This is a genomic window from Serratia sp. Sp408, from assembly GCF_057180665.1.
The window spans coordinates 1,010,075-1,028,461 of record NZ_JBXUFT010000001.1 but is presented as its reverse complement, the minus strand read 5'-3'; the positions used below and the strand labels follow the sequence as shown (position 1 = coordinate 1,028,461).

The 18,387-nt window shown below is 56.8% G+C and carries 16 protein-coding genes; 2 read left to right on the top strand and 14 right to left on the bottom strand.

Features of this window, described 5'->3' with window-relative positions; all coding sequences use genetic code 11:
• Window positions 1-4 precede the first annotated feature (4 nt).
• Window positions 5-718, bottom strand: a complete 714-nt coding sequence (locus tag AC2AXP_RS04875) for a MurR/RpiR family transcriptional regulator (protein WP_484381450.1) — start codon at window positions 716-718, stop codon at window positions 5-7.
• A 210-nt stretch (window positions 719-928) separates the two neighbouring features.
• Here AC2AXP_RS04875 and potD point away from each other — a divergent pair, with 210 nt between their 5' ends.
• The gene (gene potD / locus AC2AXP_RS04870; protein ID WP_198772687.1) at window positions 929-1,975 is read left to right on the top strand and encodes a spermidine/putrescine ABC transporter substrate-binding protein PotD; all 1,047 of its coding nucleotides are present in this window, start codon (window positions 929-931) and stop codon (window positions 1,973-1,975) included.
• Between the two features lie 59 nt (window positions 1,976-2,034).
• On the opposite strand, the gene AC2AXP_RS04865 is transcribed toward potD, so the two are convergent.
• The 6 genes from AC2AXP_RS04865 to lolC form a co-directional block, all read right to left on the bottom strand.
• On the bottom strand, window positions 2,035-3,261 hold the full coding sequence (locus tag AC2AXP_RS04865; RefSeq protein WP_371901513.1) for a cytochrome P450: 1,227 nt from the start codon (window positions 3,259-3,261) through the stop codon (window positions 2,035-2,037).
• 149 nt (window positions 3,262-3,410) lie between these two features.
• Window positions 3,411-4,247, bottom strand: a complete 837-nt coding sequence (gene cobB / locus AC2AXP_RS04860; RefSeq protein ID WP_039992200.1) for a Sir2 family NAD+-dependent deacetylase — start codon at window positions 4,245-4,247, stop codon at window positions 3,411-3,413.
• Window positions 4,248-4,256: 9 nt separating this feature from the next.
• Entirely contained in the window at window positions 4,257-5,177 is a 921-nt protein-coding gene (gene nagK / locus AC2AXP_RS04855; protein WP_088499666.1) for an N-acetylglucosamine kinase, read from the bottom strand.
• Window positions 5,178-5,234: 57 nt separating this feature from the next.
• Entirely contained in the window at window positions 5,235-6,482 is a 1,248-nt protein-coding gene (gene lolE, locus AC2AXP_RS04850) for a lipoprotein-releasing ABC transporter permease subunit LolE (protein ID WP_004964210.1), read from the bottom strand.
• Entirely contained in the window at window positions 6,482-7,186 is a 705-nt protein-coding gene (lolD, locus tag AC2AXP_RS04845; RefSeq protein ID WP_004964212.1) for a lipoprotein-releasing ABC transporter ATP-binding protein LolD, read from the bottom strand. Before lolD ends, lolE begins: the two co-directional genes overlap by 1 nt.
• On the bottom strand, window positions 7,179-8,381 hold the full coding sequence (gene lolC / locus AC2AXP_RS04840; RefSeq protein ID WP_004964217.1) for a lipoprotein-releasing ABC transporter permease subunit LolC: 1,203 nt from the start codon (window positions 8,379-8,381) through the stop codon (window positions 7,179-7,181). The genes lolD and lolC overlap by 8 nt, the downstream gene beginning before the upstream one ends.
• A 237-nt stretch (window positions 8,382-8,618) precedes the next feature.
• Between lolC and mfd the strand changes: the two genes are divergently transcribed.
• Window positions 8,619-12,098 carry a transcription-repair coupling factor gene (gene mfd / locus AC2AXP_RS04835; RefSeq protein WP_484381449.1) on the top strand — a complete coding sequence of 1,160 codons (3,480 nt, stop codon included), beginning with the start codon at window positions 8,619-8,621 and terminating at the stop codon, window positions 12,096-12,098.
• Between the two features lie 207 nt (window positions 12,099-12,305).
• Here mfd and AC2AXP_RS04830 read toward each other — a convergent pair whose 3' ends face one another.
• From AC2AXP_RS04830 to AC2AXP_RS04800, 7 genes are all read right to left on the bottom strand, one after another.
• Window positions 12,306-12,860 (bottom strand): glycine zipper 2TM domain-containing protein, encoded by a 555-nt coding sequence (locus AC2AXP_RS04830; protein ID WP_167535636.1) that lies wholly within the window; start codon window positions 12,858-12,860, stop codon window positions 12,306-12,308.
• A 358-nt stretch (window positions 12,861-13,218) separates the two neighbouring features.
• Window positions 13,219-14,523 carry an NAD(P)/FAD-dependent oxidoreductase gene (locus tag AC2AXP_RS04825; RefSeq protein ID WP_484381448.1) on the bottom strand — a complete coding sequence of 435 codons (1,305 nt, stop codon included), beginning with the start codon at window positions 14,521-14,523 and terminating at the stop codon, window positions 13,219-13,221.
• A gap of 331 nt (window positions 14,524-14,854) precedes the next feature.
• A complete protein-coding gene (gene ycfP, locus AC2AXP_RS04820) occupies window positions 14,855-15,397 on the bottom strand; it encodes an alpha/beta hydrolase YcfP (protein ID WP_004964230.1) in 543 nt (180 codons plus the stop codon).
• A 67-nt stretch (window positions 15,398-15,464) separates the two neighbouring features.
• Complete coding sequence (gene nagZ / locus AC2AXP_RS04815; RefSeq protein WP_004964232.1) at window positions 15,465-16,490, bottom strand: beta-N-acetylhexosaminidase; 1,026 nt, start codon at window positions 16,488-16,490, stop codon at window positions 15,465-15,467.
• A gap of 32 nt (window positions 16,491-16,522) precedes the next feature.
• Entirely contained in the window at window positions 16,523-17,392 is an 870-nt protein-coding gene (locus AC2AXP_RS04810; protein WP_004964234.1) for a phosphotransferase, read from the bottom strand.
• Window positions 17,373-17,960, bottom strand: coding sequence for a penicillin-binding protein activator LpoB (gene lpoB, locus AC2AXP_RS04805; RefSeq protein WP_088499664.1), 588 nt, complete (start codon window positions 17,958-17,960; stop codon window positions 17,373-17,375). The genes AC2AXP_RS04810 and lpoB overlap by 20 nt, the downstream gene beginning before the upstream one ends.
• A 30-nt stretch (window positions 17,961-17,990) precedes the next feature.
• Window positions 17,991-18,380, bottom strand: a complete 390-nt coding sequence (locus AC2AXP_RS04800) for a YcfL family putative periplasmic lipoprotein (RefSeq protein WP_039992202.1) — start codon at window positions 18,378-18,380, stop codon at window positions 17,991-17,993.
• Window positions 18,381-18,387 lie beyond the last annotated feature (7 nt).

Genomic DNA, 18,387 nt, shown 5'->3' with positions numbered 1-18,387 from the left:
TCGTTCATTCTGAACGCCGTTCAAACCAGGCTTTCACCAGGTTTTCAAACCCCAGCAGGCAATAGCCAAAAAACGGGTTGGGATAATAGATGTCGTGATCGTACTTTTGCCGATCTTCAAAGATGAAGGTCATATCAGCCCGCTGCGCCAGCGGGCTGTCACCATCACCGCAAAAAGCCGCCAATTGGATGTGATTGCGCTTCACCGCATCGCCCCAGCTCAACGCCGAACCGCTGTTGCCAGATTTGGAAATCACGATCACCATGTCAAAACGAAAGCGCATCTTTTGATCGAGGATATCAAAGTCGGGCCACAGTGATAAATAGCTATCGATACCCAAGGTCATGAATTTATTGTACATATATTGTGCAACCAGCTGAGAAAAACCGCTGCCATGGATAAGGATCTTGCCGTGATCCAGCAGTTCGAGAAAGCGCGTCTGCTGTTGCACACTGCTGGCGATGCCACTTTCCAGCGAAGACTGCCCGGCTGGCGGCACCACCAGATTAAATTTGATAAAGTACACCAATTCCAGATAGCCGCGAAAACCGAGCTTCTTTGCCAAACGCACCACGGTAGAAGGCGAACTGTAACAGCGTGCCGATACGGCGCGTATACCATCGTCGATACATAATTCAGGAAATTGATAGATATATTCGAGCACCATAAGATCCGTTTTGCTCAACTCCGCCTGACTGAATATCTGTTTGAAATTCATTATGTCTCCCAATAATCATCAGTGCCGTGATTTATATTACCTCGTGCGGCTATCCAACGCGGCATACAAAAAGCGCTGATTTGCCAACGGGATAAGCACCTTTACCCTACTGGATGCGCCCCCTATAATGGCCGTTCTCTGGGGTATAGCGTACTGAAGGATCGGCAAGCCTATACTGTGTTATGCGACAACTGCCAAAGGAAACGCTGCATGAAAAAGTGGTCACATCTGCTCGCCGCCGGGATGATGGCACTGAGCATCGGCTCTACAGCCGCCGCTGACGAGGGTAAAACCCTCTACTTCTATAACTGGACTGAATATGTGCCGCCGGGCCTGCTGGAACAGTTCACCAAAGAAACCGGTATCAAGGTGATTTACTCCACCTATGAATCCAACGAAAGCATGTATGCCAAACTGAAGACCTACAAGGACGGCGCATACGATCTGGTGGTGCCGTCCACCTATTTCATCGCCAAGATGAGCAAGGAAGGCATGCTGCAGAAGATCGACAAAAGCAAGCTGAGCCACTTCAACGATCTCGATCCCAATCTGCTGAACAAATCGTTTGACCCGAACAACGACTATTCGATCCCCTATATCTGGGGCGCCACCGCCATTGGCGTCAACAGCGAAGAGATCGATCCGCACAGCGTAACCTCCTGGGCCGATCTGTGGAAACCGCAGTACGCCAGCAGCCTGCTGCTGACCGACGATGCGCGTGAAGTGTTCCAGATGGCGTTGCGCAAGCTGGGGTATTCGGGCAACACCACCAATCCGCAAGAAATCGAAGCGGCATATCACGAACTGCAAAAACTGATGCCGAACGTACTGGCGTTCAATTCGGACAATCCGGGTAATCCGTTTATGGAAGGCGAAGTCAATCTGGGCATGATATGGAACGGTTCGGCCTTTGTGGCGCGTCAAGCCGGGACGCCACTTGACATCGTATGGCCGAAAGAAGGCGGTATTTTCTGGATGGACAGCCTGGCGATCCCGGCCAATGCCAAGAACGTCGATGGTGCGCATAAGCTGATCGACTTCCTGCTACGGCCAGAAATCGCGGTACAGGTGGCCAAAACCATCGGCTACCCCACCCCAAACCTGGCGGCGAAAAAACTGCTGCCCAAGGAGATCGCCAATGACAAGTCACTGTACCCTGACGAGGCGGTGATCAAAAACGGCGAATGGCAAAATGACGTTGGCGACGCCAGCACGTTGTATGAAACCTACTTCCAGAAGCTGAAAGCCGGTCGTTGATCGTCTGGCCGGCATCAGCCAAGCGATGCCGGCCATAACCATCGCACAACACCACCGAGTTATTGCAGCGCCAGCGGCAACGCCCGCAACGATCGCAGGATCAGACTTTCACTTTGCCAGTCGGCGCTGCCGAGCAGCCGTAAGCGTGGAAAACGCTCAAGCAGGCTTCCACACACCGTTTCAGCCTGAAACTGCGCCAACAGCTGCCCGGCGCACAGATGGGCACCAAAGCCAAAGCCTAAATGCCGCTGGCTGTTCGAACGATGCAGTTCAAACTGATGTGCCGTCTGGAACTGCGTTTCGTCGCGATTGGCCGCCCCCAGACAAAGTAACACGTTATCCTGCTCACGCAGGGTGCGACCATGTATCTGCCAAGGTTGCATCACCGTGCGGCGCGCCATTTGCAACGGTGATTCATAACGCAGCGTCTCCTGTACCGCCAGACGAATCAACGACGGATGCTGTCGCAGTTGCTGGGTTACGCCCGGGTTTTGCAGCACGGCCAGCATCAGATTGCCGATCAACGCTTCGGTCGTTTCACTGCCGCCAATCAGTACCGTTACACAGTCGGTGCTGAAATAACGCTGCATTAATGCCCGATGCTCCGCATAGCCTGCTGATAATGCATTAAAAAATAACGAGGGATGCCCCTGTCGGCACTGCTGATAACATTGGCTAAACAGCAAGTCCAATTGCCGTAACGCCGCCATCAATTTCTGCAACCCGGCGGCATCTATGGCGCTGGGGTCAAGCAACAGTCGAATGCTTTCCTTTTGTTGCTCAACCACCTGCTGCTGTTGCGCTGACAGGTTCAACCAGCCCGCAAATACCCGCGGCCATAATGGCCTGGCCAACTGACCGATCAAATCGGCCTGCTCTGCGGCCTGCAGCTCGTTAATCAGGTGATTGATTTCCCTGGCCGCCAGCTGCTTCAGCGTCGCCAGCGGTTCACGGCCGAACAGCGCCATCAGCGGTTTGCGATGCGTTCGATGGTGTTCACCATCCTGAAACAGCAGGATGTCCCGTACCAGCGCCGCCAGTTCCGGGCTCAGCTCAGATTGCAAGCGGGCAAACTGCGCCATTAAATGTCGTGGAATACCGCTGCTGCCGAGTTGCGGACTGCGCAGCGCCGTACTGACGTCCTGATAGCGCGTCAGCACCCAGGTTCTGCCAATGCGCAATAGCGGCTGATGCTGGCGCATACGCTGATAAACTTGATAGATTTGCTGGTTGAACGACGGTGAGGCAGGATTGAAGCGCAGAGTCTTATCATTAGGTATATTCATGAATATGAAACCTCGACATGACAATAATGTGCTCTGCCAGCGACAGAGCTACATTTTAGTAAAGCAAAACTTCACAATCATGCACGAATTTCACAGCAATTATTTGTGACGCCCACCGCTGCGATCGGCGGGCGCAACGTCAGACCCTATCAAGGCCGATCGGCACGTTCGACTTTTCCTACCAGGAATTTATGCACAAACCGCGGCACCACTTCACTAGCTGGGCCGTAATGTTTTTCATCAAACTGGCTTTCCACCTGGCTCGGTTCAAGATTAAGCTCCATGGTATGCGCCCCGCTCAGACGCGCTTCGTGCACGAAGCCTGCCGCCGGATAAACGTGGCCGGAGGTGCCGATGGCGACGAAGAAATCTGCCTTGGCCAGCGCCTGATAGATTTCATCCATGCCCAGCGGCATCTCGCCAAACCACACCACATGTGGCCGCAACGGCGCTGGGAACTGACAACAATGGCAGCGGTCGTCAACGCTGAGATCGCCTGGCCAGGCAAATACCTGACCAGAACTGGTGCAGCGCACCTTCAGCAGCTCTCCGTGCATATGCAGCACCCGCTGGCTGCCAGCCCGTTCATGCAGGTTGTCGATGTTCTGCGTCACCAGCAGGAAGTTATCGCCCAGCCACTCCTCCAGACTGGCCAGGGCGCGGTGCGCCGCGTTGGGCACAATGTCCTCTTGTTGCAGCTGACGGCGACGCTGATTGTAAAACGCCTGCACCAACGCCGGATCGCGCTGATAACCTTCCGGCGTTGCGACGTCTTCCACCTTGTGTTCTTCCCACAGCCCATCAGCCGCACGGAAGGTGCGGATACCGGACTCGGCAGAGATGCCGGCACCGGTCAGCACCACCACAAATGGTTTCTTCAATTCTGCCGCCGCCATGGTATCGCGGTGAAAAATCCGCGAACGGAAGCGTTGATGCAACACATGTTTGCTTTTGCGAAACTGGCATAATCGATGACGCGTGTGCATACCCTCTCCTTATCTAATAACATCCACCACATTGAGGAACGCAGCCCCACGAACGCCGCCGGCATCGCCGTAGCGCGCCTTTTCGATGCGTGGCAACCTGGCCACCCGCAGCAGGCTTTTCGGCAGGCGTTGTGGCAACGCCTGATAGATCGCGTCGAAATTCGACAATCCACCGCCAATCACCAATAAATGCGGATCGATAATGGTCAGTAAATTACCCAGGCAAATCGCCAATACGTCCAGGAAACGCGCAACATGCTCCACAGCCTGCGGCTCGCCTGCCTGATAATGCGCAATGATCTGCGTAGCCGGCAACTGCCGTTGATAAAAGTGGGCATACATCCACTCGAATCCGCGACCCGATATGTAATTCTCGATGCAACCATGATGGCCGCAGCCACAGGCAACGCGAGGTATATCACGCCCCAACACCTCGAGCGCGTCCACCGGCAGGCGAAAATGCCCAAACTCGCCGGCGATGTAATTGCGCCCCGAGACCACCTTACCATCAACGATTAAGCCGCCGCCAACCCCAGTGCCCAGGATCAGCCCCAGCACCACCGGATAACGACGGAACTCATCGTCCCACGCCTCGGACAAGGCAAAGCAGTTGGCGTCGTTGTCGATCCGTACCTCACGGCCAATCAAGGCCGCCAAATCCTGCGGCAGCGGTTTACCCATCGCCGCTGGCACATTGGCGGTAAACAGCGTACCGTCGTCGGCGTTAGGCAAACCCGGAATACCAATGCCCACCGTTCCCTGACCGCCGCAAAACGCATCGGCTTCCAGGGTCAAATCGCGCAGCGTAGTCAGCAGTTGCCGATAATCATCGCGCGGCGTGGTTACCCTTTTTTGCCAAATGCGTTGCAGTTTATCGTCGAACACGCCCAGTTCAATCTTGGTGCCGCCCATGTCGAAACCGTAATACATTTACCTACCTCATGCTAAAAAAATGGGGCTGCATCGCTGCGCCCCAATTTTTATCAATCATTGCCCGCTAAGTACCCGTGCCGGATCGATACGACTGGCACGGCGTGCCGGATACCAGCTGGCGAGCAGGCTGAGTACGATGGCGGTCGCCAAAACGATCAGCACATCCAGCCAGTGCAGCTCCGATGGCAGGAAATCGATGAAATAGATGTCGCCGGACAGGAAAGAATGACCGATCAGCTTTTCTATCCCCTTGATGATATTGGTCAGCTGGTATGAGGCGAAGACCCCCACTACCACACCGCTGACGCTGCCCACCAGCCCGGCCAGCAGCCCATACCAGACGAAAATGGCGCGAATGAAGCCGTCTTTGGCTCCCAGCGTGCGCAGCACCGCAATGTCGCCACTTTTATCCTTCACCGCCATCACCAGCGTGGAGACGATATTGAAGCAGGCCACGCCGATCACCAACACCATTGCCAGGTACATAATGGCGCGAATCATCTGGATATCGCGGTACATATAGCCGTACTTGCCAATCCAGCTTTTGATATACACGTAGGAATTGGTCACCTCGCCGGCGTCACGCACCAGCTTATTGGCGGCAAACACGTCGTTGACCTTGATGGCGATGCCAGTGACACTGTCACCCATATCGAGATATTGCTGAGCATCGGCCAACGGCACCATCGCCAGACTGTGATCCAGCTGACCGCTGAGCTGTAAAATGCCGCTAACGTGCAGACGAATACGTTTCGGCTGCAGCAGTTTCATCTGCGGGTCGCTGTTGGGGATCATCACCGTCACAAACGAACCCTGTTTTACCCCCAACGCATCGGCAACGCCTTTACCCAGGATCACTTGCTGCTCGCCGCTGTGGAAGTTGGCCCAGGCGTCGCCCTGAACGTATTTCGGCAATGCGCTGAGTTGGTTTTCCTGCTGCGGATCCACGCCTTTCAGCTGTACCGCGCGCAGTTGGGCACCATTTTCCATCAGGCCGGTAAAGTTGATATACGGCGCCGCCGCCAGAATGCCCGGTACTTTTTCGACCCGTTGCAAAATTTGCGGCCAGCCGTTGAACGGCTGATTGACCGGTTCGATTTCACCGTGTGGCACAACAGCCAGCACGCGGTTTTGCAGTTCGCGTTCAAAGCCGTTCATCGCGCTGAGGCCGACAATCAATACCGCCACGCCGAGCGCAATACCAATGGTGGAAATCACCGAAATCAATGAAACCATGCCGCCGCGCCGCCGGCCGCGGCTAAAGCGTAGCGCCATCAGTAATGACAGAGGCGAAGCGCTCATTACTCGGCCCCCAGCAACGTCAATTGCGCCTGTAAATGTCCGTCACGCATCTCTAATTGACGATTCAGACGCTTTGCCAATTGCAGATCGTGCGTCACGACCAGGAACGCCGTGCCCTGTCGTACGTTCAATTCGCCAAGCAGATCAAAAATGCTGTCGGCAGTGCGCTGATCCAGATTGCCGGTAGGCTCGTCCGCCAGCACCAGCGACGGGTTGTTGACCAGCGCTCGGGCAATCGCCACCCGTTGGCGCTCTCCGCCGGACAGCTCTGACGGGCGGTGTTTGCTGCGTTTTTCCAGCCCGACCGCTGTCAGCATCTCCAGCGCTTTTTCCTGCGCCTGCGCCGGTTTCATACCGCCGATCAGCAATGGCATCGCGGCGTTTTCCAGCGCGGTGAAATCCGGCAGCAAATGGTGAAACTGATAGATAAAACCCAGCTCGCGGTTACGCAGTTCGGCCTTGGCGGCAGAGCTCATGCCATTCATCGCCTGCCCTTTGAACACCACGCTGCCGGTGGTCGGCGAATCCAGACCGCCCAACAGATGCAGCAAAGTACTTTTACCGGACCCCGAACTGCCGACAATCGCCATCATTTCGCCCGGCTGCATGGCAAAACTGACATTGCGCAGCACGTCGGTATGCAGATTGCCTTCCTGATAGGTCTTGCACAGGTTGTCACACTGCAACAAAAGATGGTTACTCATAACGTAAAGCCTCAGCGGGTTGTACGGCGGCAGCGCGCCATGAAGGATAAAGCGTGGACAACAGCGAAACGGCCATTGCCGCAATGGCAATCATCGTCACCTGCAGCGGATCGACCGCCACCGGCAGCGACGCGCCGTCAATCAAGGCGCCAAGCACCGGCATCAGGTTGTTCAGATTGAGCGCCAGCAACACGCCAAGCAAGGTGCCGAGCAGCGAACCGATAATGCCGGCGCTGGCGCCCTGGGTCATAAATACCGCCATGATCTGCCGACGGGTCAGCCCCTGAGTTTGCAATATCGCCACTTCGCCCTGCTTTTCCATTACCAGCAGGCCGAGGGAAGTAATGATATTGAACGCCGCCACCGCCACGATCAGGCTCAGCAACAGCCCCATCATGTTTTTCTCCATGCGCACCGCCTGGAACAGCTCGCCCTTGCGCTCGCGCCAGTCTTTCCACGTGCTGCCCTGCGGCAGCGTTTGCTGACTGAGGGTGTCCACCGCCAGCGGCTGTTGCAGGAACAGTCGCCAGCCGGTGATATTGCCCGCCGGGTAACGCATCAGTCGTGAGGCATCCTGCTGATTGACCAGCAGTTGATATTCATCGACGTCGCTGTTGGCATGGAAGGTGCCGACAATGGTGAACACGCGCTGGCTCGGGATACGCCCCATTGGCGTAAACTGGCTGGCACTCGGCACCATCAGGCGCAGTTTATCGCCGCGCTTGACGCCCAGTTTCCCCGCCATTACCTCGCCGAGAATAATGTTGTATGCCCCCGGCTGTAGCTGCCGTTGCTTCACGTTGACCAGAAACGGCGTCAGCGGATCGGCTTCGTCGGGATTGACGCCAAGCATCACGCCGACCGCGACGCTGCGCGCGCTTTGCAGCACCACGTCGCCGGTGGTGAGCGGCGCGACGCGGTTAACGCCTTGCAGCCCCTGAACCGCGCTAGCCGGGAGTTGTTGAGGATTGATCGACCCTTGCGGACTGGTGATCAGCGCCTGCGGCATCAGACCCAGAATGTTGTTTTCCAGATCCTTTTCAAAGCCGTTCATCACCGACAATACGGTGACCAGCGCCATCACACCCAGCGTAATGCCGATGGTGGAAAGCCAGGAAACAAACCGACCGAAGCGGTCTGAAGCCCGCCCGCGCATGTAGCGCAGGCCAATGAATAACGCGACAGGTTGATACATGAAATCCGTTTTGTTGCCTTAGCTTAAGCAAAGTAACCATGGATAATAAAGGCTCTACCCTGATTAGGGAACCACCCGGCGCGTTTTATTCGCCGCGCGCGCGCTCAGGCTGAGCATTTAACCGCCATCGCGCCTTTTGCCTATGTCAGTTTGCCACCCGCTGGGCTAGTATAAGAGCAAAGAAAGGCACCCGTGACCACGCCTGACCACTTTCAATTTAAGATCAAAGATACCTGAATGAGCAATTCTGATAATCGTAGCCGTTCCGCGTCCGACTCTTCCCGTTACACCCTGCCCGAGCGTGCGGGCGATCTGCGCCAACTGGGGCAGTTGACCGGCTCGGCCTGTGCGGTCGAATGTGCGGAAATTATCGAGCGCCATAATGGTCCGGTAATGCTGATCGCGCCGGATATGCAAAATGCCCTGCGTCTGCGCGACGAAATTCAGCAGTTCACCGACCAGATGGTCAGTACGCTGTCGGATTGGGAAACGCTGCCGTACGACAGCTTCTCGCCGCATCAGGAAATTATCTCGGCGCGCCTGTCCAGCCTGTATCATCTGCCTACCATGGCGCGCGGCGTGATCATTCTCCCGGTAAATACGCTGATGCAGCGCGTCTGTCCGCATGAGTTTCTGCACGGCCATGCGCTGGTGATGCAAAAAGGCCAGCGCCTGTCGCGCGACAAATTACGCGCGCAGTTGGAACAGGCCGGCTATCGCAGCGTCGATCAGGTAATGGAACACGGGGAATTCGCCACGCGCGGCGCTCTGCTGGATTTATACCCGATGGGCAGCGAAGAACCTTACCGCATTGATTTCTTCGATGATGAAATCGACAGCCTGCGCATCTTCGACGTTGACAGCCAACGCACGCTGAGCGAGGTTGAGGCGATCAATCTGCTGCCGGCTCACGAATTCCCCACCGACAAAAACGCCATCGAACTGTTCCGCAGCCAATGGCGCGAACAGTTCGAGGTGCGCCGCGACGCCGAACACATCTACCAGCAGGTCAGCAAAGGCACCTGGCCGGCCGGCATCGAATATTGGCAGCCGCTGTTCTTCAGCCAGCCACTGCCGTCGTTGTTCAGTTACCTGCCGGACAACACCCTGATCGTCAACACCGGCAATCTGGAAAGCGCCGCCGAGCGTTTCTGGCAGGACGTCAATCAGCGTTATGACAGCCGGCGCGTTGACCCAATGCGCCCGCTGGTGGCGCCGGAAAACCTGTGGCTGCGGGTCGACAGCCTGTTTGCCGAACTGAAGGCCTGGCCGCGCATCGCGCTGAAAACCGAAGCGTTGCCCAAAAAAGCCGGCAATACCAATCTGGGCTATCAGACGTTGCCGGATCTGGCGATTCAAGCGCAGCAAAAGGCGCCGCTGGACAATCTGCGGCGCTTTATCGAAGGCTTCGACGGCAGCGTGATTTTTTCGGTGGAAAGCGAGGGTCGACGCGAAACGCTGCAAGACCTGCTCGGCCGCATCAAGCTCAACGCCAGCCTGATACAGCGGCTCGAACAGGCTGAACCGGCAGGCCGCTATATGATGGTCGGCGCGTCCGAACGCGGGTTCCTTGATGGCCTGCGCCAGCGGGCGCTAATCTGTGAGAGCGATTTGCTCGGCGAACGCGTCAACCGACGTCGTCAGGACAATCGCCGCACCATCAATACCGATACGCTGATCCGTAACCTGGCAGAGCTGCACCCAGGGCAGCCGGTGGTGCATCTGGAACACGGCGTCGGGCGCTACGTCGGCCTGACAACGCTGGAAGCCGGCGGCATCAAGGCCGAATACCTTATTCTCTCCTACGCCGGCGACGACAAGCTGTACGTGCCGGTATCATCGCTACATCTGATCAGTCGCTATGCCGGCGGTGCCGATGAAAGCGCGCCACTGCATAAACTGGGGGGCGATGCCTGGACCCGTGCACGACAGAAAGCGGCGGAAAAAGTGCGCGACGTGGCCGCCGAGCTGCTGGATATTTATGCCCAGCGTGCGGCGAAGAGCGGCTATGCCTTCAAGCATGACCGCGAACAGTATCAGCTGTTCTGCCAAACCTTCCCGTTCGAAACCACCCCGGACCAGGAACAGGCGATCAATGCCGTGTTGAGCGACATGTGCCAGCCGCTGGCCATGGACCGTCTGGTGTGTGGCGACGTGGGTTTCGGCAAGACCGAAGTGGCGATGCGCGCCGCCTTCCTGGCGGTAGAAAACGGCAAACAGGTGGCGGTATTGGTGCCAACCACGCTGCTGGCGCAGCAGCACTTCGATAACTTCCGCGATCGCTTCGCCACCTGGCCAGTCCGCATTGAAATGATGTCGCGTTTCCGCAGCGCCAAAGAGCAGCAGCAGGTGCTGGACGATGCCGCAGACGGTAAGGTCGATATCGTCATCGGCACTCATAAACTGTTGCAGAGCGATTTGCGCTGGAAAGATCTCGGTCTGTTGATCGTTGACGAAGAACACCGCTTTGGCGTGCGCCATAAAGAGCGCATCAAGGCCATGCGTGCCGACGTCGATATCCTGACGCTGACCGCCACGCCAATCCCACGCACCCTGAACATGGCGATGAGCGGCATGCGCGATCTGTCGATCATCGCAACGCCGCCGGCGCGCCGTCTGGCGGTGAAAACCTTCGTGCGCGAATACGATAGCCTGGTGGTACGCGAGGCGATTTTGCGTGAAGTGCTGCGTGGCGGACAGGTTTATTATCTGTACAACGACGTAGAGAACATTGACAAGGCCGCGCAACGACTGGCAGAGCTGGTGCCGGAAGCGCGTATTGCCATTGGCCATGGTCAGATGCGCGAACGCGATCTGGAACGGGTGATGAACGATTTCCACCACCAGCGTTTCAACGTGCTGGTCTGTACTACCATTATTGAAACCGGTATCGATATTCCCAGCGCCAATACCATCATCATCGAGCGTGCCGACCGTTTCGGGCTGGCGCAATTACATCAGCTTCGTGGCCGCGTTGGCCGCTCGCATCACCAGGCCTACGCCTACCTGCTGACACCGAATCCGAAGGCGATGAGCGCTGACGCACACAAACGACTGGAAGCGATCGCCACCTTGGAGGATCTCGGTGCCGGCTTTGCGCTGGCGACCCACGATCTGGAAATTCGCGGTGCCGGCGAGCTGCTGAGCGAAGACCAGAGTGGCCAGATGACCACCATCGGCTTCTCGTTGTATATGGAACTGCTGGAAAGCGCGGTGGACGCGCTAAAACACGGCCGCGAACCGTCACTGGAAGATTTGACCAGCAGCCAGACCGAAGTGGAACTGCGCATGCCAGCGTTGTTGCCGGATGATTTCATTCCTGACGTAAATACTCGCCTGTCATTCTATAAGCGTGTTGCCAGTGCGAAAAACGAAGGGGAGCTGGAAGAGCTGAAAGTCGAGCTGATCGACCGTTTCGGCAAGTTGCCGGACGCGGCGCGCAATCTGTTGCACAGCGCGGCGTTGCGCCAGCGTGCACAAACCCTGGGTATCAAGCGCATCGAAGGTAACGAGCGCGGTGGATTTATCGAGTTTGGCGACAAAAATCGCGTCGACCCCGGCTATCTGATTGGCCTGTTGCAAAGCAAACCGCAGGTTTACCGTCTGGATGGTCCCGCCAAGCTGAAGTTTATGCTCGACCTGGGCGATCGCAGCAAGCGGTTGACGTTTATCGACGAGTTACTGACGGCGTTCCGCGAGCATACGCTAGCGGCATGATAGCGCACGTTGAGCGTCGTTCTGCCGAGACTATCGGCAGGACGCAGCTTTTTAACGGTGCGGCTCAATCATCACGACTCGCTCAATGGCGCAGCCGTGCGGCGAGCAAAATGGTGGGCAAATAGAAACCCGCGTCAATGTTAATGCCACTCGCTCAACGTATTGAGCGATCAGAACTAACACTGGCCGCGGGTTTAATTCTTGTCGTTACGCCTGGGTCGTGGTTGGCTTGTTCAACACCAGCTGGCCACTTTTATCCAATGGGATTTGCGTACCCGGATCGTGATCCATACGGATCTTGCCCTGCTGGTCACCGATCTTGTAGGTCACATCGTAACCCAGCGTTTTCTGTGATTTGTCATACACCGTTTTACAGCGCTGCTGTGTGCTGGTGGTGGTGTCATTGTTCTGCATCGAGCCCTGGATCTGGTTACCGGCATAGCCGCCGCCCAGCGCACCGACCACGGTGGCAACGTCACGGCCGCGTCCGCCGCCGAACTGATGACCAATCACCCCACCGGCAACCGCCCCCAACACCGAACCGGCAATGCGGTTTTCATCCTGCACCGGCGCACGGTGTGTCACCGTGACGTTGCGGCATTCACGGCGCGGCGTCTTGATGGTTTCCTTGATCGGTGTTGCATTGAGCACCTGTGCGTACTGTGGGGCGGAAGAGAAAACGTTCATACCACCGGCGACGGCAGCAATGCCCAGCGCCGCTGCTACGCCAATTCCTACACCCGCTAACATTGACTTGTTCACAGGAAATCCTCCTGAAAGTGTTACCACGCATTTTGCACCGGGGAATTCTACCAACGTTGCACCGCGCTTATTATTTTGCGCATCGGCGGCACGCGATCTCCCGGTTTACGGCGTGCGCGCTGCGCCGTCTGTAAACACCATAAAGTCTGCACAAGGATTGTTGTTGCTGCAATAAGACGATGTGACCAAAGATGCGGGAAATCATGCAATCCGGCGTTGTTTAGGAAGAATCTTAACTATCCGCACGAAAATAATAACATTTTATCCTGCCAATCCGCTTGTCGTCGTCCCAATCTGACGGCGTAGTTAAAAAAAAACCACGCCATCGCGGCGTGGTTTTTGACTGGCATGAAAACGCTTAGTGCATCTTCAAACGCGGGCGAATCACGCGGTTAATACCGCCCACCAGCATCATCAGACCGGTTTTGACGTAACCGTGCAATGCCACCTGGTGCATACGGTACAGCGAGATATAAACCACGCGGGCAATCCGCCCTTCCACCATCATCGAGCCGCGCATCAGGTTGCCCATCAGGCTGCCGACGGTGCTGAAACGCGAAAGCGATACCAGCGAGCCGTGGTCTTTATACACATACGGCTTCAGCGTTTGGCCGTTGATCAGCGCCAGAATGTTGCTGAAGCAGCGTGAGGCCATCTGGTGCGCCGATTGCGCGCGCGGTGGCACAAAACCACCGCCATCTTTCGGGCAGGATGCACAGTCGCCGATGGCGAATATGTTCGGGTCGCGGGTGGTTTGCAGCGTCGGCTCAACCATCAGCTGGTTGATACGGTTGGTTTCCAGGCCACCGATGTCCTTCATAAAGTCCGGTGCCTTGATGCCTGCCGCCCAGACCATCAGATCGGCGTCGATGAATTCGCCGCCTTTGGTGTTCAGGCCATGTTCATCGGCGCTGGTCACCATGGTGTTGGTCAACACTCGCACGCCCAGTTTATTCAGTTCCTGATGCGCCGCAGCGGATATACGCGGCGGTAACGCCGGCAAGATGCGCTCACCCGCCTCAACCAGCGTTACGTTCAGCGCGCTGTTGTCCAACCCTTCAAAACCGTAGCTGTGCAGCTGCTTCACCGCGTTATGCAGTTCGGCAGACAGTTCAACCCCGGTGGCACCACCGCCAACGATGGCGATGTTCACCCGCTCTTTGTCGCCCGGCTGCGCCGAGAACTTGAGGAACAGGTTCAGCATTTCATTATGGAAACGTCGTGCCTGATGCGGGTTATCCAGGAAGATGCAGTGATCTTTCACCCCTGGCGTACCGAAGTCGTTCGAGGTGCTGCCCAACGCCATGACCAGAATGTCATAGGTCAGTTCGCGAGCCGGCACCAATTCTTCACCCTGCTCATCGCAGATCTGCGCCAGCTGCAGCGTTTTTGCGTCACGATCGATGTTGGTCAGCGAACCAAGCTGGAAGCTGAAGTGATGATTGCGGGCATGCGCCAGATAGCTCAGCGCATCCACACCGTCATCCAGAGAGCCGGTTGCCACTTCATGCAGCAGCGGCTTCCACAGGTGACTGTGGTTGCGGTCTACCAGCGTGATCTCGGCCTTGTTCTTGCGACCAAGTTTGTGGCCCAGGCTGGTAGCCAGTTCCAGGCCGCCGGCGCCGCCACCCACAATGACGATTTTCTTGATTGGCATTGTCAAAATAACCCTCTAAATGTGAACCAATTGTTACCTAAGGGTAAAGAAATAATATCCTTAGAATACATAGGGTTCGCTTAAAATAAACCTGCTGTCTGAGCTCAGAATAGCATGGGAGGTTATTTGGTCATACCAAAATTGATATAGGTCAATTTCTTTTGGTTAAAGGCTGGACGTGCGGGGATTTTGACGATTGTGATTCAAATAGTTAGCACCAGATCACATTTTTGTCTTTAGCATGCGGCTGTCAATTTATTTGCTTTTATAGCAACAACAACCGCCAATTATCGACATCATGACAATAATGGCGGCCATCTGACAGGTTATAAAACTGTTACGCCAACGTCTTGAACGCCTTGATACGTTGCAGATGCGGTGAGATATCTTTGAATTTATGCGTCTGCCGTTCATCCCAGACGATTTCATAATATTTATGCAACAGTGACGCGCTGCGCTGGTTGTCCAACACGTCGTCCTGTCGCGACAACAATACCAGACAGCGATCGCGGTTTTTTTCGCGAAAATCCTCGACGCACTTGGTGGCGATATCGCGATATTCTTCCGGACGATCGATCTTGCCGTGCATGTGCTCTTCCGGGAACAGGTTCGGGTTGATCGCCACTTGGCGGATACCGCACAGGAAACCGATACGCTCGGCCCAGAAGCCCCCCAGGCCAACGCCGCAAATCAGCGCCTGCTGTCCACCAGACTGCTGTAATGCCTTGTCCACCTCTTTCAACAGATGCTGCATGTCATGGCGCGGATGCAAGGTGCTGTAACTGATAAAACGCACGTCCGGATCGATAAACTGCAACTGCAGCACTTTTTCATGATTGCCGGGACTGGTGGAATCAAAACCGTGCAAATAGATAATCATAAGGATCCTCGCAACAAGCCGAGGGCCGCAGCGCAACCCTCATCATTTAACGCCGCAATACGACGCGCTACGGCTTCACCACGCCGCGCTGTTTGTGCTCTTCCCAACGTTCGCTGAGCGCAGTCAACTGCTGATGCGCCAGCTTCCAGCGTGCGGAATCACGCAGTTCCTGGCGGGTAAACCGGCCTTGATGATACAACCGCTGCAATTTCTCTGTTTTGACCGGGGACAGGTTATCCAGCACGCTGATGGCACCGGCCCGGTTGTTGCACACCAGGATCATGTCACAGCCGGCATCCAACGCGGCCTGTCCTCGTTCGGCATAGCTGCCCATGATCGCCGCGCCTTCCATCGATAGATCGTCGGAGAAAATGATACCGTCAAAGCCCAGCTCTTCACGCAGGATCTGCTTGAGCCAGTACGGTGAACCGCTGGCCGGACGTGAATCTGCTTCAGTATAGATGACGTGTGCCGGCATCACCGCGTCCAGCAGTTGGCGGTTGATCAGCTCGCGGAAGATCCACATATCATGCTCGCGGATCTGCGCCAGCGGTCGTGGGTCACGCGGGGTTTCCTTGTGCGAATCGGCGCTGACCGCCCCGTGTCCCGGGAAGTGCTTGCCGGTGGTTTTCATTCCGGCGCCGTGCATCCCCTGGATAAAGCGTTCCGCCATCGCCAATGCCTGTGCCGGTTCGCTGTGGAATGAACGTTCGCCAATCGCCGCGCTGGCATGGCCGATATCCAGCACCGGCGCAAAGCTGATGTCGATATCCTGTGCAATCATTTCTGCCGCCATCAGCCAGCCGGCCTCCTGCGCCAGGCGACCGGCTTCATGCGCCTCATGCAGCGCAGCAAACGACTGCGCCGCCGGCAGGCGGGTAAACCCCTGATGGAAGCGCTGAACCCGCCCGCCTTCCTGATCGACCGCCACCACCAGCCGGTGATGCGAGGCGGCGCGAATTTGCCGCACCAGTTCGCCTAACTGTGCCACATCATGGAAATTGCGGGTAAACAGGATCAACCCGCCGACCAGCGGGTGCTGCAAAATTTCACGCTCTTCGGCATCCAGCTCATAGCTGGCGACATCTAACATTACTGGGCCCACGGCCACCTCACTTCATTGATTCATTCGGAACGGGGTAATGATAAACAAAAGCGCTGGCGCAACGCTGCGGCCCAGCGCAAAAACTCACTCTCGCCGCTTTGTTGCCAACGGACTTCGAACCACATCAGCATCAGATAATCCACCCACGGCAACCAGTGTGATATCTGCGATGTCAGCCGGCGCGCATCGTGGTAACCATACTGCACATACTGTTCAATAAACTGCTGGCACTGCTCGCCGGACCAGGCGTTGAATCTAAACATCGCCGCCAGTTCAAGCGCGACGTCACCGTCGGCGGCGTACTCCCAGTCAATCAAGCGCACGCGCTGCGGCTGGGCAATCATGTTGTCTGGGTGGATATCCATATGCAGCGGTGCCAGCTTGAGCGGCTGCGGCGCAGCCGCATGCAGAAAACGTTGCTGTAATCGCAGCCAGGCCGGGGTTATGCGCCGCCGGTCGAGATGCTGCCAATAATGCTGGTACCGACGCGGCAGGTCCAGCCGATAGCCGCTGAGCGGCCGTTGATGCAGACCCGCCGTCAAACGTGCCAGCCCGCCGTTTTGCCGCAGCTGGTCGAATACCGCCTCAGTGACAACGTCACCTTCAAGCCACTCGACGATAATCCAGCGCGCATTCTGGGCAACCACCGTCGGACCAAGCGTAACCGCGCTGCGACGCAATAGCCGCGCCTCTCGCTGACGGCTGACGCCCAGCACCGACTTGTCTGGCGTTTGCTGACGCGCCAGCAGACAGATGCCCTCGCCCTCGATGCGCCAGCTTTCCCCCGTCAGCCCCTGTACCGGGCTAAAACGACAACCGGCGGTTTTCACCGCCGGCAGCCTGGTTTGCAACAGTGTTCGCAGTTCGGCGTTAGCGTTTGACGTCGCCATTGCCTGACCAGACAATTTCACCGCTTTGCGCCAACATCAGCTGCATGTCCATTTGCGGTGATTTTACGTCACCGCTGACGTCGCTGTACAAGACATACTGCGCGCCGACGATACGAGCCAGACCGATGGCCTTGCTGCGCGAGCCCAGGCTGTCGTCCGCCGACAGGCCGAGCGTTTGCTTGGCGCTGGCCAGTTGGGTTTCCGGCACCACGCGGAAGGTCTGATTCGAGGCCAACGCCTTATGCAGCGCCGCGGTCGCTTTGCCGGTTTGCAGCGAACCGTTGGTGTTGTTTTTTACGCTATCCAGCAGCAGCACGCTGCCCGGCGTCACGCCATCGGCTTGCAGCATCTGGCTGACCAGCGGTTGTACGCTGCCCAGCCAATTGAAGCTCTGGATTTTCGGCGGCTGCGGCACCGGCTCGGAGACTGGCGGCTCCGGCTGCTGAGGCACTTCAGGCGTCGGGGTTACCGGTTCAATGGTCACCGGCGGTTGTGGTTGTTCCGGCGGGCGTTGCAGACAGCCGGTCAACACCAGCGCAGCCAAAGCCACAAATAGATACTTTTTCATTATTCTCTCCAACGGGGCCAAGCGCATGGCTTATAAAAAGATGTACAGACGCGCACGCCTGGCTTCCAGATTGCCATTAATGGAATAGACCTGGGCATCTGAATTCGGCGCAACGGTAATTTCACGCGGTTTTTCGAACGGCCGGATATCCAGCCCCTGATCGTCATACCAGAAGAAACGGTAATGCACGGTGACCGGGGTCGGCTGGGTGTTGCTGAGCACCGAGGTGGCGATCATCCGCCCCGAGGCGTCGTTGACCACCGGGCGATTGGCCAGAATGCCGGCGGTCAGCACCGGCGAATCCATCACCACCGTTTGACGTTCATTCACCGCAATACCTTCCGGGCTGCTACAGCCCATCAGCAGCGCTGCGGGTAACACCAGCGCCATCAAGCAACGCAGCGGTTTGGTATAGCGCATGGTATCC

Coding starts and splice junctions, on each gene's coding strand:
- lolE (WP_004964210.1), bottom strand. CDS start 6,482: ATGAGCGCTTCGCCTCTGTCATTACTGATGGCGCTACGCTTTAGCCGC.
- nagZ (WP_004964232.1), bottom strand. CDS start 16,490: ATGTTAGATGTCGCCAGCTATGAGCTGGATGCCGAAGAGCGTGAAATT.
- AC2AXP_RS04810 (WP_004964234.1), bottom strand. CDS start 17,392: ATGGCGACGTCAAACGCTAACGCCGAACTGCGAACACTGTTGCAAACC.
- AC2AXP_RS04875 (WP_484381450.1), bottom strand. CDS start 718: ATGAATTTCAAACAGATATTCAGTCAGGCGGAGTTGAGCAAAACGGAT.
- cobB (WP_039992200.1), bottom strand. CDS start 4,247: ATGCACACGCGTCATCGATTATGCCAGTTTCGCAAAAGCAAACATGTG.
- potD (WP_198772687.1), top strand. CDS start 929: ATGAAAAAGTGGTCACATCTGCTCGCCGCCGGGATGATGGCACTGAGC.
- AC2AXP_RS04800 (WP_039992202.1), bottom strand. CDS start 18,380: ATGCGCTATACCAAACCGCTGCGTTGCTTGATGGCGCTGGTGTTACCC.
- ycfP (WP_004964230.1), bottom strand. CDS start 15,397: ATGATTATCTATTTGCACGGTTTTGATTCCACCAGTCCCGGCAATCAT.
- mfd (WP_484381449.1), top strand. CDS start 8,619: ATGAGCAATTCTGATAATCGTAGCCGTTCCGCGTCCGACTCTTCCCGT.
- lolC (WP_004964217.1), bottom strand. CDS start 8,381: ATGTATCAACCTGTCGCGTTATTCATTGGCCTGCGCTACATGCGCGGG.
- AC2AXP_RS04865 (WP_371901513.1), bottom strand. CDS start 3,261: ATGAATATACCTAATGATAAGACTCTGCGCTTCAATCCTGCCTCACCG.
- nagK (WP_088499666.1), bottom strand. CDS start 5,177: ATGTATTACGGTTTCGACATGGGCGGCACCAAGATTGAACTGGGCGTG.
- lpoB (WP_088499664.1), bottom strand. CDS start 17,960: ATGAAAAAGTATCTATTTGTGGCTTTGGCTGCGCTGGTGTTGACCGGC.
- lolD (WP_004964212.1), bottom strand. CDS start 7,186: ATGAGTAACCATCTTTTGTTGCAGTGTGACAACCTGTGCAAGACCTAT.